This window comes from Azorhizobium oxalatiphilum (assembly GCF_014635325.1).
Lineage (GTDB): Bacteria > Pseudomonadota > Alphaproteobacteria > Rhizobiales > Xanthobacteraceae > Azorhizobium > Azorhizobium oxalatiphilum.
On the sequence record NZ_BMCT01000003.1, the window covers coordinates 510,395 to 528,133 of the forward strand.

The window sequence follows — 17,739 nt, forward strand, 5'->3', positions numbered from 1 at the left end:
CGGATAGACTGGAAATCGAACAAACGAGCAAGGACTTATGGCGGAGCCAGATAATTTCGACACGAGAAACCGTCAGCACATACCGATCGACGTTTTCCGTGAGACGGCAGCTTACACTTTCCCATCACGCAATCAGGAACGAAAACCGCTTCGCGGCAACTATGCTGCGCACGCCGCACTTCTGCTGGATCAACTCGCCACTGCGCTCGGCGATGTTCCACTGCCGGCCGACGACCCGCGTCTCGCCGTTCAGGGCCTGAAATCCGGCACGATCGTCGAGATCACGACGCTGCCGCCAGCCGAGGACTCCCGGACCAAGGCGGTCAAGGTTCCAACAGCGCTTGAGTTTCCTACGCAGGACGTTGTGGTGCTCCGTTCCGAACGGAACGACGACCGCACGGAGAGCGCATTGCTGTTTGTGCCGGATGATGCGCGAGCCTTTCTGCAAGGCCGTATCAGTGAATATGGCCGCGATCCGGGTAATCAACGACGGCCTGATGTCGAGCGCTTCGAGGTCGTCGAGGAGGTCCGGGCGATCGACACCGGGTCATTGTTCACGGGCGCGGTGGACCTGGCCACGCCGGACATCGTTTGGTGGGAGCTGTGGGTTCGCCAGCCTGTGGCCTTGGCAGATCGCCTCGTCAACGCGGCGCGCAATGTGAATATTGAGGTTCATGACGACCGCCTGATCTTCCCCGACACGACCGTCCTGTTTCTGCACGGCACTGCCGCAACGGTTGCACTCTTCGCGACGCGCGTACCGGGCGCCATCACTGAAATCAGGCGCGCGACAGGAACGATCGAACCGTTTCTCGATCGTGGAGAGACGGGGCTGGGTCAGCACGATTGGGTTGTCGAATTGTCGCAGAGGGTCTCGGCGCCCGCGAACGATGCCCCAGTGGTTTGCATGCTCGACACGGGCGTCGCCGCCGCCCATCCCCTGATCGCTCCCGGCCTGCGTGGCGCGTGGGCCTATGATGCGGCTTGGGGCGCCGACGACCATCAGCCGAACGGCGGTCACGGCACGCCGCTGGCAGGCCTCGTCCTATATGGCGATCTCGAATCCTTGATGAACGACGCGCGTCCGGTCACGCTGACACACGGTGCGGAATCCATGAAACTGTTGCCACCGCACGGATTCCCGCCGACCAAGCCACCCAGCTATGGGGTCGTCACGCAAGGCGCGGTCAGTGCGGTCGAGATCGAGCGGCCGGACGCACTGCGCAGTTTCTGCATCGCGACCTCCGCGACAGACTTCCCGCCCAGCCGACCGTCGACTTGGAGCGGTGCGCTGGATCAGATCATCGCCGGGGCGATGCCTGGCGAGGCTGATGACAAAGTTGCGGCATTCGAACGACCGAAGCGCCTGATGGTCGTCGCCACCGGAAACGTCTCCGGCGGGATGGCTGTGGACGTTCTGCCCTCTCAACCGTTGGAAGATCCGTCGCAAAGCTGGAACGCACTCACCATCGGTGGCTTCACGCGCAAGGAGCAGCCGCCGGCGCCGCCTCCCGTGTTGCAGGCGGCGGTCCCCGCCAATCATCGCAGCCCGTTCAGCCGTGGCTCTCAGTCGCTTCCCGACGACCTGACCCCGATCAAGCCGGAGGTGCTGTTCGAGGCGGGCAACATGATGTCTGACGCCGCGGGCTTCTGCGGCTGGGACCCGTCCGTGTCCCTTCTATCTGCGGGGTCAGATGTGGCGGGCGAGCCTTTGGTCCCGTTCTGGGCGACCAGCGCCGCCGCGGGCATGGCGGGTAATTTCGTCGGTCGGCTGCAGGCGGCTCGGCCCGACCTCTGGCCGGAAACGCATCGCGCGCTCATCGTCGACTCAGCGCGCTGGCCCGAGCCGATCCGAAAGAAGTTCATCGGCACAGGCGCGCACTGGAAAACGGGCAAGGCTGCCACCAAAGCGAAGAAGCAGGCGATGCTTCGCGAGTTTGGATATGGCGTGCCGGAAATCGGCCGCGCGGTCCTCTCAGCGCGCAACGATGCTACGCTTGTTGCGCAGGCAGAGCTTCAGCCTTTTGCGATAGGCGCGGACGGCCGAACCGGCGTATTCAATGAGATGCATTTCTATGATCTCCCTTGGCCCAAGACGGCTCTGGAGCAGCTCGAGAACGAGATCGTCACGATGAAGGTGACATTGTCCTATTTCATCGAGCCCAACCTAACCGGAAAAGCCGCCACCCGCCCGGACACCTATCGTTCCTTTGGTCTGCGCTTCGATATGAAGAAGCGCACCGAGACGAGCGCCCGATTCCGCAGCCGAATTTCCGCGAGCCAGGCGAAGGATGGCACGGAAGCCGACGGCGAGACGAGCTGCTGGCTGCTCGGTCCAAAGGCGATCCAGGCGGGCTCCCTCCATTGCGATCTCTGGCGCGGACGAGCGATCGACCTCGCCGGGCACGATGCTATTGCCGTTTACCCCGTCGGCGGTTGGTGGAAGTCGCATGTTGGGCAGAAGCGCGTAGCCGATAAGGCGCGTTACGCGCTGGTCATCTCGATTTCCGCACCTGGCCAGCAGGTAGATCTCTATTCGGAAATCACGACATTGGTTGATGCGAAGGAAATTGAGGTGTTGCTCGGTTGACCGGATGGTTTTGGTCAGATTCAGGTGCGACGGCGAAGTGTCGGGCTATAGCGGGCAACCGGCGGGCTGGCGGTCCGTGCCCAACGATTATGAGCACGACGTCTATAGCCCTCTAATGCCGCAATGATACGCACGCCGAGCCAGAACCATCGCGTCACAGGTCTCGACCATGCAAGGATAACTGAAACTTCAATCGAGTTTTACATCAATGGCCGACGCGTCCCAGACCCAACAGAAACCAGAACCCTCCCTGATCGTGCTCGCGGACATTCTATCGGCCGACCCGGAGATGCCGATCTCTGGCGAGCGTTCGGTCGACTGCTCTGTACTGTGGCGACACTATTCCACGGCGCGTGACGCGGCCGAGTTGGCTGGCGATGGAGAGATGGCAGCCGTCTACAATCTTCTGGGCGGTGTTTGTACGATGGGTCTACAGGCGGGCGAGCCCTTGAAGCCGTTCACCCCGCTGATGGCGTGGGCTGCGGGATCAACTCCAACGCCCCTCACATATCGAGGCAAGTAGTCGCTGGTATTCGGCGAGCTGGCGGCCCAAGTCGGTCACCCGGCCCTCAAGGCACGGCTGGCCGATCTTGCATGGGTAAACGCCAAACAACACGATGCCGCCCGATTGGCGATTGACGGTTACATTGAGTGCGTCAGCCGCATCTTGGCTGGCAAGGCCGAGATGCGAAGCCGCCGAAATGAGGCAAGCGACCCTCGCGCGCTCGACCTGCTGCGCCGTGCTTGCGTCCTGCAACGGCAGATCGGCTGGGGTGGCGGGCGAACAGATGATCTCATCTCACTCGCCAAGAAGGTCCGGCAACGGGCGTTGAAGCGGGAAGACGTGTTCGTTTTCGTGCGGGCGAGCGATCTGGAACTGGACTTCAAGACGACGAGGGCCGCAAGCCTTGCGAAAGCGGCGGAAGCGTTTGCCGTCTCCAGGGCCGCTGCGGGCGACGCAGACGGTCCCGAACAACTTTGGCGTCTGACCGCTCGCGCCTATGTGCGTGCGGACCGAAAAAACGATGCCGATCGGGCACTGGTTCAAGTTGCAGAGCGTCTCGTCGAAACAGCCGACCGGATGACCAAGAGTCCCATGCATGAGACCCATTGGCTTGAGCAGGCGATTGCGACGTTGCGACGAGTTCGAGGCACGAATGCCAGACGCGCTGACCTGCAAGCACGTTTGGTGCGCAAGCAGGGTGACATCGCTGATTTTATGGCGCCGATTTCGTCGTCGACCGACATTTCTGAGATTATCGAGGGGACCAAGGCGCAATTGGGCGGCAAGGAATTGGCGGATGCTCTTCTCATCTACGCCGTACAAAGCCGCTCACCCGCCGTCGCGGATCTTCGCCGGGAGGCAGAAAAATCCATCGGACGATCTCCCTTTGGCAGCCTATTCGCCTCGGTGATCTACGATGAGACCTTCAAGCCCGCCTCGCGAACGCCACCTGCCGGCGGGTTCGCGAGTCCCCCCAACGAGGCGAACATTCGGGTCCAGATCATCCAGCATGAGCAGATGAGGCGTGGACTGGTTGTGGCAGGACAGATCGAGCCGGGCCGCTATCAGATCGTTTTCGATCATGCCCCGGATGAGCGGGTGCTGACGACGCTTGCGGCGATGAGCCCGTTCGTGCCGCCGCACCACGAAGCATTCTTTGGCCGTGGCTTCGCCCACTTCTTCAACGGTGATTTTATCGAGGCGGCACATCTTCTTGTGCCGCAACTCGAAAATTCGCTGCGCTATGTGCTGAACGCGGCGGATGTGGACACGACGCGTCTGAAATCCGATCTGACGCAATCGAGCGCAACGCTTTCCACGCTGCTCGATCCGTCGGGTGAATGGCGCAAACCGCTTGAAGACCTCATTGGCGATGCTGTCGTGTTCGAGATCGAAAACATGTTCGACCATCAGGCTGGGCCGACGCTTCGCCATAGAATGGCGCACGGGCTGCTGCATCAGTGGGTATTTGGCGGACGGGATGCGATCTACGCCTGCTGGTTTATCTACCGGCTTTGCATCGAGCAACTTGCGCCCCATGCGGACGAGGTTCGCCGCCGCCTGCGCCCGCTTGCCTGAGCAGGACCATCAAACAACAGTCAAGGGATGCCGTGTTTAGCCCGGGCCGCCTCTATGGCGGCCAAAATCTGTTCCGTGACGCCGGGATCGCCCGGCTTCCCTTTCGGCACCTGTACGTTGGCGAGGAACCAGCGGGCAATCTCGACGCCTTCCGCTGCCCACCGGGGATCTTCGCTCTCCAATGGATCGAGAATGCGGCGTATGATGACGGGATTGCGTGACGAACTGCCAGACCGGAGCGGTTCGTGTTGATAGTCATCTGGCGCGAACGCCATGTTGAGATTTAACGCCGCAGCGCGTTTCGGCGATTCCTCACGAGCGCCGATCAGATCGTCCAGCGGCATGAAAAGTCGCCCGTAGTATTGTGGCTGACGGACGAGCAGTTCGCGATTCGTAAATGTCGGTGCTTCCGGCTCCCGGCTCGGCAGCCAACGTTCGTCCAGCGGGCAGATAAGACGCCGAATGGCAAACACCATCGTGTCCAGCATGTGCAGATCCTGACTGCGGGTGACGTAGCCATAGATCAGGTAGCGATTGTCGGCGTTCCCATTACGGAGCAGGTGTTCCATGAACTGCTCGGGCGTTCGGTCGGACCAGTGATAGATGTCGAGATCGGCGGGCTTGACGAGATTGTCTGGCAGCAACGCGCCCGCCAGAGTTTTCACATCCGCGTACAGCCGAACGATGTCGTGGCTGTAGGGCTTCTGGTCGGAAGCGCTTCGCCTGGACGAGCCGCCGTTGAGCAGAAGCACGGCTTTGAGGTATTTCTCAAGCGCATGAACCGAAAGCCAAAGAAAGTCTGTGTTGAGTTGATTGATCGCACACCAGCGCGCGGTGACATAGTTTTCGTCAGCCGTGCGGACGAAAAGTTCGAGTACAAGATTATGTTTCGATGCTGATACGCTCAAGCCGATGTCCTTACAGACCGAGCGCGTATTTGGCCGCACTCATATTGGGCGCATAGCCAAGGTTGATCGTGCCAAATTCCGCCGCGATGTCGGGCTTCAAAACCTTGCTTTCGGTCAAATACTCATTGGTATTCGACGACAGAAAGACGATCGGCGTAGTCACCCCAGCGCCCCGCAAAGCTGATACGGCCTCAAGATAAGTTTCATACACCAGGCAATCTTTGGAGGACTCCTTGCCGCGTCTCGCGGGAGCGATGCCCGCGTTGACCCGAGCAAATGCTTTGGCGGGGACAACAGGGCTGGGCGTGACATTGCCGAGCTTGGCGAGCCAACGCCCGACAACCGCCCTTGCACGCCCGACATGATCGTCAAGATGCGTAAGGTTGACGTTGCCTGGAGCGCCGAAGACGGCGGATAGCTTGTTGATGCGCTCGACTTGCTCCCGAACCCTCCTGAGATTGCGCTCAGCCTCATCCTGGACAGGCTCGTCGTGAACGGAAAACTCGATCGCTACCTGTTCCGCCATAAGGCATATAAGACGACCCGATTCCGCCGCCGCCACGAGATCGATGGATGCCTGCCGATCGTGCGGTTTCGCCGTCTCGCGTGTCGGATCACGCATGACGTCCAGAATGGAGCATGTGTCGATGCACAGCACCGGAACGCCCGCTGATGCACTCGCGTGTGCGTCCATCCGGCTCAGTGCTCGTCGTAGTAGGCAAGAAGAGCGATGGCGGTCTCAAAATCACCTGCTAGATTGTGAGCGGAGTTCTCGTCCCAACCGTCCACTTCATGTAGCCAACGCGCCAATCGATCAGCGCCGGGCTTGTCGCCGCTGCGATGCACAGCGACAAGAAAATCGAACCAGCGACGTTCATCCGAAGGATGGCTCGCTCCCGTCGACTTATTGGCCGCGCCGGAGAAACGCTTGAGTTTTAGTGCAGCGTCCGGAGACAACCAGTCATCGAGTGTTTGTCGAGGTTCCGTCGTCGAGATGGTGAAGCCGAATTGAGCCGTAACCGGCGCAGCGATGCGCGCAATAAAATCCGTGAGCACGGCATTGTATTGGGCGAAGGTGAGGCTCCCCATCTCCAAGGGGACGATGTTCGGGACATAATATCCGTCCTCGGTCCCCCACAGGGTCAGGCCGGCGGCCGGATGGTCTTGGCCAGCATCTCGACGAAAAAGGACGACGTCCTCCGAGGTTACAGCGTTACGCGCCACCTCCGCCGACCGTTCCAGATCCACTCGCCAGGGATCGACAGCCGCCGTGATGAGCGCGTCGCGCAATTCGGGCAGCTTCGCGATGGGGCCATGGATGGCCATGTCTTGATAGACTTCGAGTTTTTCTGTCACGTTTGCTCTTTCAAAATATCTCGCGTTGCCGTCAGTCCGCAGCAGGAAGCGGGTCGGTGCCCTCGCTCAGAATAGCGAGATACCCCCGGTAACTGAAAACGCGCCCGCGCTTGCGGCCCGTGACTTCCTCGACGATGCCAAACCGCTCCAGATCGGCGAGCGCCGCATTGACCGTGGGGGCCGAGAGGCCTGTCTGCTGAACGAGCTGGTTGGCCGTCAGATAAGGATTCTGCTGAAACAGATCGTGGATGCGCAACGCCGAGCCGGCCCGGTCGCTCTCCACCGTGATGCACTCGCGATCTTCCTTAAACAATTCGACGATCCGGCTGGCCGCATCGAACGCCTGATTGGCGGTATCCGCGACGCCCGTGAGAAAGAAGTCGAGCCAGGCTTCCCACGCGCCATGTTCGCGCACCTCCTGAAGCAGGCGGTAATAGTCGGCGCGATGGGTTTTGAGATAGAGGCTCAGATAGAGCAGCGGCTTGCGCAGCACGCCGTTGACGCAGAGATACAGCGTGACCAGCAATCGGCCGATCCTGCCGTTGCCGTCGAGGAACGGGTGGATGGTCTCGAACTGGACGTGCAGCAGGCCTGCCTTGATCAGAGCGGGCAGTCGCGAGCCTTCCTCGTGCATGAAGCGCTCCAGGGCATCGAGACAGGCATCCATCTCCGTCGGCGGCGGCGGCACGAAGAGCGCATTGCCGGGGCGTGTCCCACCGATCCAGTTCTGCGAACGCCGGAACTCGCCGGGGCTTTTCGTGCCGCCGCGTCCGCTTTGCAGCAGGCGCGCGTGCATCTCACGGATCAGGCGCAGCGACAGCGGCAGGTCTTCCAGCCGCTCCAGCCCGTACATCATAGCGTCGACGTAGTTCGAGACTTCGCGGATATCGTCGATCGGCTGACCGGCTTGCGCCTCAGTCTCGAAGCGAAGCAGGTCCGAAAGGGTCGATTGTGTGCCCTCGATCTGGGACGAGAGGACCGCTTCCTTCCTCACATACATGTAGAGGAACAGTTCCTGACGCGGGAGCAGCATGGTAATGCCGTCCAGACGGCCCAACGCTCGCTCCGCCAGGCTCAGCCGTTCCAGCAGGGCCAGCACGTCGATCGACGGCTCTGGCGGCAACGGCGGCGGCACGAAGGCGCGCACCATCTCGCCCGCAGCGGGCGTTTCGACAAAGCGGCCTAGCCGGAGATTGGGCGCGGGTTCGGACATGAGCTGAGTATGATGTCGCAGCCTTATTTAAGCAATAGGCCATTGGCTTAAATAGGAAATGAGCTAAGGTAAGCGCTCTTAAATAAGGGGCGGTGTCACCATGGGCGGGTACACGCAGCGGGTCCGAGACAGTATTCTTCCGCTTTCAGTGGCCGGAACCCTGCCGGCGGCGTTCGCCGAATGGTCCGATACCGACAACACAGTCGATCACGAGCAATCCATCTAGATATTTCACCGTCGCATACGCTAAAACGTCGGGCTATCGCGTAGAAACGGCGGGGATTAACGGCGCACAGGGGAACTTATGAGCGAGAATAAACGGACTCCAGTGCTTGACGATCACAGGCGCATCAAATCGAAACTAGTGAGTCCGTTCAACAACGCATTCGGACCAATGCAAGAAGTGTCTTGGATCAACATGATGATTCCAGAACTCCTGTGGATTGCCCTCGTGCAGGAAGCCTGGGGTCCTCGTCGCGGCGTTGAGATCATAACCGCCTTTACGCGCGATTTGCGTGCAGGCGATCCAACGCGTGACCGCACGATTTGGGCAGCAGCCGGCAAGTTCGCCTCTTTACCAGGAGGCGTACTTTCGAGCATCGTGGAAGGCCGGTCTTACCGGGACGACCTGTGCGGACCGCTCGCGCCGCTCCACGCCCACTATCCCGACCACCCCATGCGCGAACTGACGCAAGCGGCTACGGAAGAACGCTGGTTACAGGATCTCGGCGTGCTCAAAGCACTGGTTGGCGTGTTATTCGATCGATCATCGACGTGCGCTATCATGGTTCAGGCGACCGCAACTTGGCTCGCATTCGATGCTGAACGGCTCAAAGTCTCGGCGGGCCTCGCGCTCGCTGACTTTCCCCGGATCGAAGACTACCCCGAAACCGAGCAGTCACAGCGGATCGCCGCGTCGATCCGCGCGACCCTCAATCAGATGTTCGGTGACGCCGACATGATGGCGTCGGGGACCGATTGGCCGACCGCTTTCTGGAACCGTGGTTTGGAACTCGAACAGTGCGAGGATTGAGATGGCTCAGCAGGAGGCTGATGGCGAGGATGAAGAAGGCCTAGAAATTTGGCCGCTCATAGAGAGCTATTGTACGGACGTCGATTACGAACTCACGGCGCGCCTAGAGGCATGGCCTCCGAACTTTTCTCAGATCCACGTCCACGAAGTGATCGGCGGCATGCTCGCACGACAGGCGACGCTCTCCAAGGACGTTGCGCGCGCGCCCGCACTATGGACCGGGCATAGCGCGCCGATCCTGCTACGCGCCATGGCCGACGCTTACATCAACATCGCGTGGCTGTTGCTAGATCCAGTCGAGCGCTGCCGGAAGTTCGTTCTCTTTGGATTAGGTCAGGCTAAACTCGAACTCGAGCATCGCCGCGCGCAGATCGGAACTCGCGAGCCGACGCCGCAAGAGGCGGCCATGCTGGAAGCCGGCGAGAGGTGGATCGACAATCAGCGGATCGGCTGGTTGCTCGATGTTGACCTAGGAAAATGGTCGAGCCTGTCGGTTCGTCAAATGGCTGAAGAGGCCAACTGCGTTGATTTTTACAACTATGTTTACACTCCGTTCAGCGCCTGCGCGCATTCGATGTGGCACCATGTTGCACGTTACGATCTCAGGGAGTGTGGCAATCCACTGCACCGGCATCATCGTCGTCCGACCAGCGAGGCACTTGGCCCGGACGTTCACTATCTGACGCTCGCCGCTAAATACTGGAGCAAGACGCTTGGCACATTCGATCGAGCACACGGGCTTACGATCCGGGGCCCATCATCTTACGAGACGCTGATTGATGCTGTCACCGATAGCAGCGCCGATCCGCAGTCGGAATGACGCGGGCGGCTCCCCACTTCAGACAGACGAAGTATCGGGTAATAGCGTGGAATCGCCGGTATGCCATGCCGCTTGGCGACGATGCGGTGAGCTGCGGCCATGTCGTGCTGTGGAGGGCAATCGGCGGTCCTTGCGGGCCGAATCCGACGAAACAGAGAACGACGTCTACGCTATAGGCCTCCACGACTCTCAAAATATTCACGCTTCTAAAAAGCCGCCTTTCCTCGGAAATCTACCAATTTCTATTGTTAGGACTGCTTCTAGCGGCCATGACATTTCTTGTACTTTGCGCCACTACCGCATGGACACGGATCATTCCGCCCAAGTTTTTTAGTCTTCACAGGTGGGGCGACACCTCTCGGCTGGCTGAGGTTTACTGCCCGCGCGGGTTGGGCCATTCGCGTGGCGTCCTCCTAAATGTGGGCGTTTTCTGCCGTTGGCTCTGTTGGTACGTGGACCGCGAAAGACTGCGCCCGGTGGTAGGTTCCGTCGGCACTAACCTCTGCGACGACGCCGATGACGCTAGAAGCCTTGACGGCCAACGCAGCCGCACTGGCCTTGTCATTCACCCTGGTCCAGTCAATTTGGTGGTCGTGTTTTTGAAGCCAAACGAAGAGCGGCTCATCGTCCCCGGCCAAAATAAAGTAGCGAGCGGGATGCTGGTTCAGGGTTTGACGCAAGTCGGACAGCATCTTGGCCAGATTACTCCGGCCTTCCTCTCCAAAGTCACGGATATGGCTCTCCGCCGAAAGCCACCCGCATGCTCGGGTAGCATCGAGCGCCTCAAGTAGCTTCAGCACCTCCTCCGGGAAGTCCTGCGTCGGAAACGGTCTGCTTTCCCAGTCTTCACCCTCGAAGCTCCTGTCGACGATGTCGCTCATGCCGTCCCAGATAAGCATGCTCACCTTGCCGCCTTTTAGCTGCTCGGCAATGTCCTGATCGAACCGGTTCTTCTTCAGGTACGCGCCGAGATGGTCGAACTCGTCAAAGAGATGAGCCCGGCGCATTCCTGCCACGGCCTGCCGCACCTCCATGTAGTGGACGAACTCGCCCGGTGTGGGCAGAAGACGCTTGAGCACGAATAGGTCGTCGATGGACAATGAAACGAAGGCATGCCTTCCAAGTAACGGCTCAACCTGCGGCAGCTCTTTGCAGTATGTGGAAAAAGGCGAGAACGATTCGACCGTCAGCCCGATCGGCACCATCACGCGGTAGTCGGAGCGGCGAACACGGCCGCACTCTTCGTATTTGCCGTCCGCCAAGTGGTAGAGCGGCACTTCATCCTCCGAATTCAGATAATTGAAGAAGCGCTCACATTGCTTGTACGCTTTGAGTACCAAGTCCTGCACGGACTGGGCGTGGCGGCCGAAATCAAGCGCCGGCGATGCGATCGTAGCGGCCGCTCCGGCCTTGGCTTCAATCAGGAACAGCACGTCATCGATTAGGATGAGGGTGTCGTTTTCGGACCACTGCTTGCTGGCAGGGTCCTTATAATAGACCTCTTGAAAAACCGTGGCACCTGGAAGCTGGGCGGCCACAATGTCCGCGAAGGCAGCTTCGCTCATCTTCTTTTGCCGATCCTCAAAGGTTTTCTTGTAGTCTGGCTTTCGCTGCAGGAGGTGGTAGAGAAGCGCACGATACCCCGCGTCGCGGGTGAAACACGGGTCGACGGCGTAGTAGTCTGATCCCAGCTGTACTAAGGGCTTCTTCCTGGCAGGCAGGGTTCGGTATGGTGTTCCCGAAAAATCGCCCGCTGCGAAGAACTCAGTTTCTTCTCCGCGCCGGTACGCCAAATCCGCCAACAGTGTCGAGGGTAGTGTCGTGTGACGGCTAACATTGGCGATACCGCCCCGAAACATGTCATCCATCGCCCGCCCGGCGGCTTTCGATTGTTCTGCATTGGCCGCAACCCATGCCTCCATAACGTCTTCCAGAGGCTTATCCTGCGCCGCAGCAAAGGCCTGAGCCGCCTCAAACTGCTTTATCATCTCCGTGACAGCGTCGGCATGTCCAGAACGCGTGGCGTCCGCCATGGCCTGGAAGCCGTCCGCGATATCGGCGGCACCGACGCCGTACACTTCTTTCAAAACATCATCGTGAGGCATCAAAACATAGCGGTAGAACTCGCCTTCCAAAACTTGGTAGCGGTTCCCGCGTAGCATGACCCAAGTGGATTTCGCGCGGAATTCAATGTCGGCCGTATCCGGGCCAAAGACACCGTCCTTGGTATCGGCGGACGTGGCCATGGCGAAAAACATCGCCTGCTCTCGCAGCTTGCGGCCAAGTTCAAATAGCTCGGCGCATCGGCCTTCATCGAATGTCACGTCAGCAGGTGCAGCGTCTGATGCGAGCACCGCGTGCACGTACTCCAGCAGGAACTGGTTTTCGTTAATAAGGTCATTTGGGCCGTCCGCTTCGCGTCGCCCCTCGGTGGCGCTTTGGTCTACCATCGCCTTCATTATGTGCTGAGCGTAAACGTAGCCGAGCAGATCATGTGGGGGCATGGCGACGATTAGCTCGCGCATCCGCGCTGCTGTAGCCTCCATGTCTTTTAACAAGGAAGCAGCGGCCGCCTTTCGATTGTGCTCATCCATAATCGTATGTCTCGATGTTGTTTGTACCGACCGCACTACACAATTTGCGTAAAGTGGGAGGGAAGTGTCGGGGTTAGCGTAACGTCTGACACAAGCGCGACTTGGGCGATGAAATCGGCCATCAGAAGGAAACCCCGTCAGGGTCCACAACGTCCTGCCGATCATGCTTTTCCTCCGTCTGAGCCTTCTGCTTTCTCAGCCTTGCCGCGAAGGAGCGGCCCCGGCGCGGTCTGTGCTCCGCTGCCAGCGCCAGCCCCAGATCGTCCTTGCGGATATCAATCATGTCGGCGAGACGCTCCAGAAGGCCCAGCACAACGAGAACGTCGGCAAGCGTTCCGATCGCGACACCCGGATCACCCCGTTCAAGGCGAGCGATGGAACTCGGTGAGGACCCCGCCCGCGCGGCGAGATCCGCCACTGTGATGCCACGCCGCAGACGCGCGTTGCGGATATCCTGGCCTAGCCGTTCCAGTGCTGGTTTTGCCTTGGGGGAACCCATCTCAATCATCCATATATGACACAATATGCGAGATAACTAATCATATATGACCAATTAAATCCAAACACACCAGTTCCAGTCCGTGACCGCCGGGTCGCCGTCGCCTCGTTTCGGCGACCTGCGACAGGCGCGCGTGATCTGAGGCGCCGATATTCTCGATTTCCTTAGCCATTGGCGGTCAGTGCCTCGAGATAGGGCGGAATGACCGTGGCGACCGATCCTCGCTCGGCCTGGCTGGCAATCTCGCTTGGCGTCGTCTTGCGCTGACGCAGCGCTTCCTGCAGGCCTTCGATCGCCACGGACAGGCCGATCTTGTTCCGATATCGGAAGCAATCGGCAATCGTCTTTGCGACACCGAAAACCTTCACGGGCACCCTCTCGACGGGGTGGGTCTCAACCCCCTCCGTCAGGAGACGATCTGTGAAACGCACCAGCCGAATGGGCGTGCCTTCGGGTCTCGGGGTCCAGTCCTTCTGCCCCACGGCGAGCCAAACCTGCCTCGGCAGTTGATCGGTCAGCCCGTGGAACGCCAGGGCCGAAACGAGGCAAACCACGCCCTTGGGGGCTCGCTTGGCGACCTCTGCAAGACTGTGGTGGATGTCGAGGGGCGCGTCGGAAAGCTGATAGAGCCCGCGCGCGAGTCGAAGCACCTCGCCGTCACGTTCCATGCGGCTCATGGTGGCGGCTGTTACGCCCGCCTCGCGCAGCTCTGCCAGGCGCGACATTCCGCGCGCGGTCAGCACGGTATAGGCAATCTGGCGTTGGGACATGGATGATGGCACGATACGAAAACTCGGAGCAAAGGAACTCTTATCCGAGGAATTGTATCATTCTGCGTGGATGAAGAAAGGTGCCAGGTAGAAGAGGCTGCCGCTCTACGAAACGCGTTCGCCTCAAACGGACCCCTGAGCCAACAGCGACGACTGCTCAACAGGTCACCTTGTACATCCGCACCGGGAGGGGAAAGCCTTCCCCTGCGCCCGAGCCCGCTGGTCTCGACCCACCCCTTCTGCAGGGCGGCTGCCCCGCAACGCCCCGCTGAGAGTGAGAGAGTGGACTTGTTTCCCGTGACGGGTTGAAGGTTGGAGAAGAGGTCTCCGGCGCCCGTCATGGAGATTGGTCCCATGAATATGCAGGTCCTCGATGCGCGCCGTGACACCAGCGGCGGTTACAAGGTCGATGTCGGCCGTGGCGAGCGGGTCGGCCGCGTCTCGTCAGAGTGGTTCTCACGTCCGGCCGACGAGCGCTACCTGTCTCTGTCCGAGTTGGCCCGCACTGCCCGCGACCGCACCGAACGCAGCCGGACGCGGGTGGTGGAGAGTGCGCTCATCCATGTCGAGGCGAACCGCAACGACCCGGAGCGGCTGGCCCTCATCCTGCCGGGCACGGACACGCCAGTCGCGCCGACGCACTGGTCCTTCGGACAACTCGCCAGCCTGGTCGGAGCGCCCGCAGCCTATCTGCGCCAGCTCCCGGCCGCCCTCGCTGGCATCAACCTGCAATATGGCCTGACCTCCAATCGGGCCGAGCAGATCAAGACGCTCGAAACCGATACTGGCCGTGTCGAACTGCGCGCCGTCACTGGCCCGGACTATGGCCGCATCTACGATCACGAACTGGTAGAGGCGGTGCAGCGCATCGCCGGCAACGGCACAGGCGACACACGCTGGAAGGTCCCGGGCGTGCTCGACTGGTCGACCGGGATCTACAATCCGCGCGTCGACATCACCAAGGATACGACCACGCTCTATGCCTCCGACCGGGACGTCTTCCTGTTCCTGGTCGACGACCTGAATCCGATCGAGGCCGGCCGACTGCCGGACGGCGCGCCCGATCTCTATTTCCGGGGCTTCTATTGCTGGAATTCCGAGGTCGGCGCCAAGACGCTCGGCATGGCGAGCTTCTATCTGCGCGCGGTCTGCCAGAATCGCAATTTGTGGGGGGTGGAGGCTTTCGAGGAAATCACCATCCGCCACAGCAAATATGCCGCCAATCGCTTCGCGCACGAGGCGGCCCCGGCGCTGCTGAACTTCGCAAACTCCTCGCCCCTGCCGTTCGTCAACGGCATCAAGGCGGCGCGCGAGCGGATCGTCGCCAGAACCGACGAAGACCGCACCGACTTCCTGCGCCGACGCGGGTTCTCCAAGGCCGAGACCGGCAAGATCATCGACAGGGTTCTGGCCGAGGAAGGCCGCCCGCCGGAGTCCATCTTCGACTTCGTGCAGGGCATCACTGCCGTCGCACGCGACAAGCCGCATCAGGACGCCCGCCTCGACATGGAGGGCAAGGCCAAGAAGCTGCTCGATCGAGCTGCCTGATTTCCGCGAAGCCGGGGATGCGGTTTTCCGTGTCTCCGGCTTTGCGCTTCCGTGCCTTTCTGGTTTGCCGGTCCGTGGCGCTGCCCCCTATAGAGGAAGAGGGCGGCGCTTCGCTTCGTGACGGGTTGGAGGTTGAGAGAGAGTTTCTCGGCCGCCCGTCGCGGAGTAAATCCCGATGGCTACTGCCGTTCATAAGATCATCCTGTCGTCCTCGCGCGACATCCCCTTCAACAAGCTGGTGCTCAGCCAGTCCAACGTCCGGCGCGTGAAGGCCGGCGTCTCGATCGAGGACCTCGCGGCCTCGATCGCTCGTCGCGGTCTGATCCAGAGTCTCAGCGTCTTTCCCGTCGTTGACGCCGAGGGCATGGAGACCGGCATGTTTGAGGTGCCCGCCGGCGGTCGCCGCTTCCAGGCGCTCGAACTGCTGGTGAAGCAGAAGCGTCTCGCCAAGGTCGCGCCCGTCCCCTGCGTGGTCCGCGATCGCGACGGCGCCATCCTCCCCGAGGAGGTGTCGCTCGCCGAGAACATCGAGCGCGCGCCGCTCCATCCGCTCGATCAGTTTCGCGCCTTCCACGACATGCTGACCAAGGGCATGACCGAGGAGGAGATCGCCGCAGCGTTCTTCGTGTCCGTCAACGTGGTCAAACAGCGGCTGCGCCTCGCAACCGTGTCGCCCGCGCTGCACGACGTCTATGCCGACGATGGCATGACGCTGGAGCAGCTCATGGCCTTCACCGTGTCCGGCGACCACGAGCGTCAGACCCAGGTCTGGGACGCGATCAAGGACGCCTGGTCGAAGGAGCCCTATCAGATCCGGCGCATGCTGACCGAGACCACGGTGCGCGCCTCAGACAAGCGCGCCGTCTTCCTTGGAATCGACACCTATGAGGCCGCTGGCGGCGTGATCATGCGCGACCTGTTCCAGGCCGACGATGGCGGCTGGCTGCAGGACGTGGGGCTTCTCGATCGCCTCGTCGCCGAGAAACTGAAGGCCGAGGCCGAGGCGATCGCCGCCGAAGGCTGGAAGTGGATCGAGGTCGCGGTCAGCTTCCCCTACGACGCGGTACGCGGCCTGCACGAGGTCTCCGGCGCGCCGATCGATCTGTCGGCCGAGGAACAGGCGACCATTGATGCGCTCACCGCCGAGCAGGCCAAGCTCGAAGCGGAATATCAGGACGCCGACGAGCTGCCCGATGAGGTCGACGAGCGTATGGGCGAGATCGAGACGGCTCTGGCCGCGTTCGACGATCGCCCGGAGCACTTCGACCCGGCCGACATCGCCATCGCCGGCGTCTTCGTCAGCATCGACGCCGACGGATCGCTTTCGGTCGATCGCGGCTTCGTCCGGCCCGAGGATGTGCCTCAAGTCCGGACCGATGGTGAGGAAGGCTCGGAGACGGACATCAAATCCGATGGCACCGCGAGCCCCTCGGTGCAGCGCGCCGTCATCACTATCGGCGGCCGGTCTGTGGAACCGGAAGAGGACGATGAGGACGACAGCATCAAGCCGTTGCCCGAACGCCTCATCGTCGAGCTGACCGCCTACCGCACCCTCGCGCTGCGCAACGCGGTGGCGGAGAATCCGCACATCGCCATGACGGCGCTTCTCCACAAGCTGGTCTCGGACAACTTCATGACCCGCATGTACACGGGCGCCATGGAAGCGGGGGTGAAGCATATCTTCTTCCCCGTTCAGGACGAGACGCTGAAGGACAGCCCCTCCGCGCGGGCTGTGCAGGAGCGTCACGACGCCTGGGCCGCCGACATCCCGAAGGACGACGCCGCCCTCTGGGACTGGCTCGCTGGTCTCGACGATGCCAGCCGCATGGCGCTACTGGCGCATTGCGTCAGCTATGGGGTCAACGCGCTCTGTGAGCGGCCGAACCCGCACAGCGCGGGCGGCGTGTCGCAGCATACGCTCGATATGAGGCTCGCGCAGGCCGACCGGCTGACGCGGGCGACCGGGCTCGACATGGTGGAGGCCGGCTGGCGCCCGACCTTCGGCAACTACCTCAACCGTGTCACCAAGCCGCGCATCCTCGAAGCCGTCCGCGAAGGCGCCGGCGAACGGGCGGCCGAGCTTATCGGTCATCTGAAAAAGGGCGACATGGCCAAGGAGGCCGAGCGTCTCCTGGCCGATAGCGGCTGGCTACCCGAGCCGCTTCGAATTGCCGGTGTCGACGGCGATCCAGCATCGGAAGTGGACGGCGGCGGAGAAGCCGACGGGGCCGAACTACCTGACTTCCTCAGCGCCGACGATGACTTGGAATCGCGGGCCGATGGCGAAGACGACGAGCGTCACCTCATCGCTGCCGAATGAACGGC

At 61.2% G+C, this 17,739-nt stretch carries 13 protein-coding genes and 1 pseudogene; 6 read left to right on the forward strand and 8 right to left on the reverse strand.

The window, feature by feature from the left end; genetic code table 11:
• The first annotated feature begins 37 nt into the window (after positions 1 to 37).
• Positions 38 to 2,590 (forward strand): S8 family peptidase, encoded by a 2,553-nt coding sequence (locus IEW24_RS14290; RefSeq protein WP_188579627.1) that lies wholly within the window; start codon positions 38 to 40, stop codon positions 2,588 to 2,590.
• 208 nt (positions 2,591 to 2,798) lie between these two features.
• Positions 2,799 to 4,673, forward strand: a pseudogene (locus IEW24_RS14300) (DUF7380 domain-containing protein).
• A gap of 20 nt (positions 4,674 to 4,693) precedes the next feature.
• Here the strand turns inward: IEW24_RS14300 and IEW24_RS14305 are convergent.
• From IEW24_RS14305 to IEW24_RS14320, 4 genes are read right to left on the reverse strand one after another with little or no spacing between them, the layout of a single operon-like run.
• Positions 4,694 to 5,581: a HEPN domain-containing protein gene (locus tag IEW24_RS14305; protein WP_188579630.1), complete on the reverse strand. Its 888-nt coding sequence runs from the start codon at positions 5,579 to 5,581 to the stop codon at positions 4,694 to 4,696.
• Positions 5,582 to 5,591: 10 nt separating this feature from the next.
• Positions 5,592 to 6,275, reverse strand: a complete 684-nt coding sequence (locus tag IEW24_RS14310; RefSeq protein ID WP_188579632.1) for a PIN domain-containing protein — start codon at positions 6,273 to 6,275, stop codon at positions 5,592 to 5,594.
• A 5-nt stretch (positions 6,276 to 6,280) separates the two neighbouring features.
• Positions 6,281 to 6,937, reverse strand: coding sequence for a hypothetical protein (locus tag IEW24_RS14315; protein ID WP_188579634.1), 657 nt, complete (start codon positions 6,935 to 6,937; stop codon positions 6,281 to 6,283).
• Between the two features lie 31 nt (positions 6,938 to 6,968).
• Entirely contained in the window at positions 6,969 to 8,150 is a 1,182-nt protein-coding gene (locus IEW24_RS14320; RefSeq protein WP_188579636.1) for a Fic family protein, read from the reverse strand.
• Between the two features lie 304 nt (positions 8,151 to 8,454).
• On the opposite strand from IEW24_RS14320, the gene IEW24_RS14325 reads away from it, so the two are divergent.
• On the forward strand, positions 8,455 to 9,183 hold the full coding sequence (locus IEW24_RS14325) for a hypothetical protein (protein ID WP_188579638.1): 729 nt from the start codon (positions 8,455 to 8,457) through the stop codon (positions 9,181 to 9,183).
• A gap of 1 nt (position 9,184) precedes the next feature.
• Complete coding sequence (locus IEW24_RS14330; RefSeq protein ID WP_188579640.1) at positions 9,185 to 10,003, forward strand: DUF5677 domain-containing protein; 819 nt, start codon at positions 9,185 to 9,187, stop codon at positions 10,001 to 10,003.
• 260 nt (positions 10,004 to 10,263) lie between these two features.
• On the opposite strand, the gene IEW24_RS29105 is transcribed toward IEW24_RS14330, so the two are convergent.
• From IEW24_RS29105 to IEW24_RS14345, 4 genes are all read right to left on the reverse strand, one after another.
• Complete coding sequence (locus IEW24_RS29105; protein ID WP_210324208.1) at positions 10,264 to 10,401, reverse strand: SEC-C metal-binding domain-containing protein; 138 nt, start codon at positions 10,399 to 10,401, stop codon at positions 10,264 to 10,266.
• 15 nt (positions 10,402 to 10,416) lie between these two features.
• Positions 10,417 to 12,597 carry a hypothetical protein gene (locus IEW24_RS14335; RefSeq protein ID WP_210324209.1) on the reverse strand — a complete coding sequence of 727 codons (2,181 nt, stop codon included), beginning with the start codon at positions 12,595 to 12,597 and terminating at the stop codon, positions 10,417 to 10,419.
• A 121-nt stretch (positions 12,598 to 12,718) separates the two neighbouring features.
• On the reverse strand, positions 12,719 to 13,096 hold the full coding sequence (locus IEW24_RS14340; RefSeq protein ID WP_188579642.1) for a helix-turn-helix domain-containing protein: 378 nt from the start codon (positions 13,094 to 13,096) through the stop codon (positions 12,719 to 12,721).
• Positions 13,097 to 13,260: 164 nt separating this feature from the next.
• On the reverse strand, positions 13,261 to 13,866 hold the full coding sequence (locus IEW24_RS14345) for a type IV toxin-antitoxin system AbiEi family antitoxin domain-containing protein (RefSeq protein ID WP_244644403.1): 606 nt from the start codon (positions 13,864 to 13,866) through the stop codon (positions 13,261 to 13,263).
• 354 nt (positions 13,867 to 14,220) lie between these two features.
• On the opposite strand from IEW24_RS14345, the gene IEW24_RS14350 reads away from it, so the two are divergent.
• Positions 14,221 to 15,414 (forward strand): DUF932 domain-containing protein, encoded by a 1,194-nt coding sequence (locus tag IEW24_RS14350; RefSeq protein WP_188579646.1) that lies wholly within the window; start codon positions 14,221 to 14,223, stop codon positions 15,412 to 15,414.
• Between the two features lie 175 nt (positions 15,415 to 15,589).
• Positions 15,590 to 17,734 carry a ParB/RepB/Spo0J family partition protein gene (locus IEW24_RS14355; protein WP_188579647.1) on the forward strand — a complete coding sequence of 715 codons (2,145 nt, stop codon included), beginning with the start codon at positions 15,590 to 15,592 and terminating at the stop codon, positions 17,732 to 17,734.
• Positions 17,735 to 17,739 lie beyond the last annotated feature (5 nt).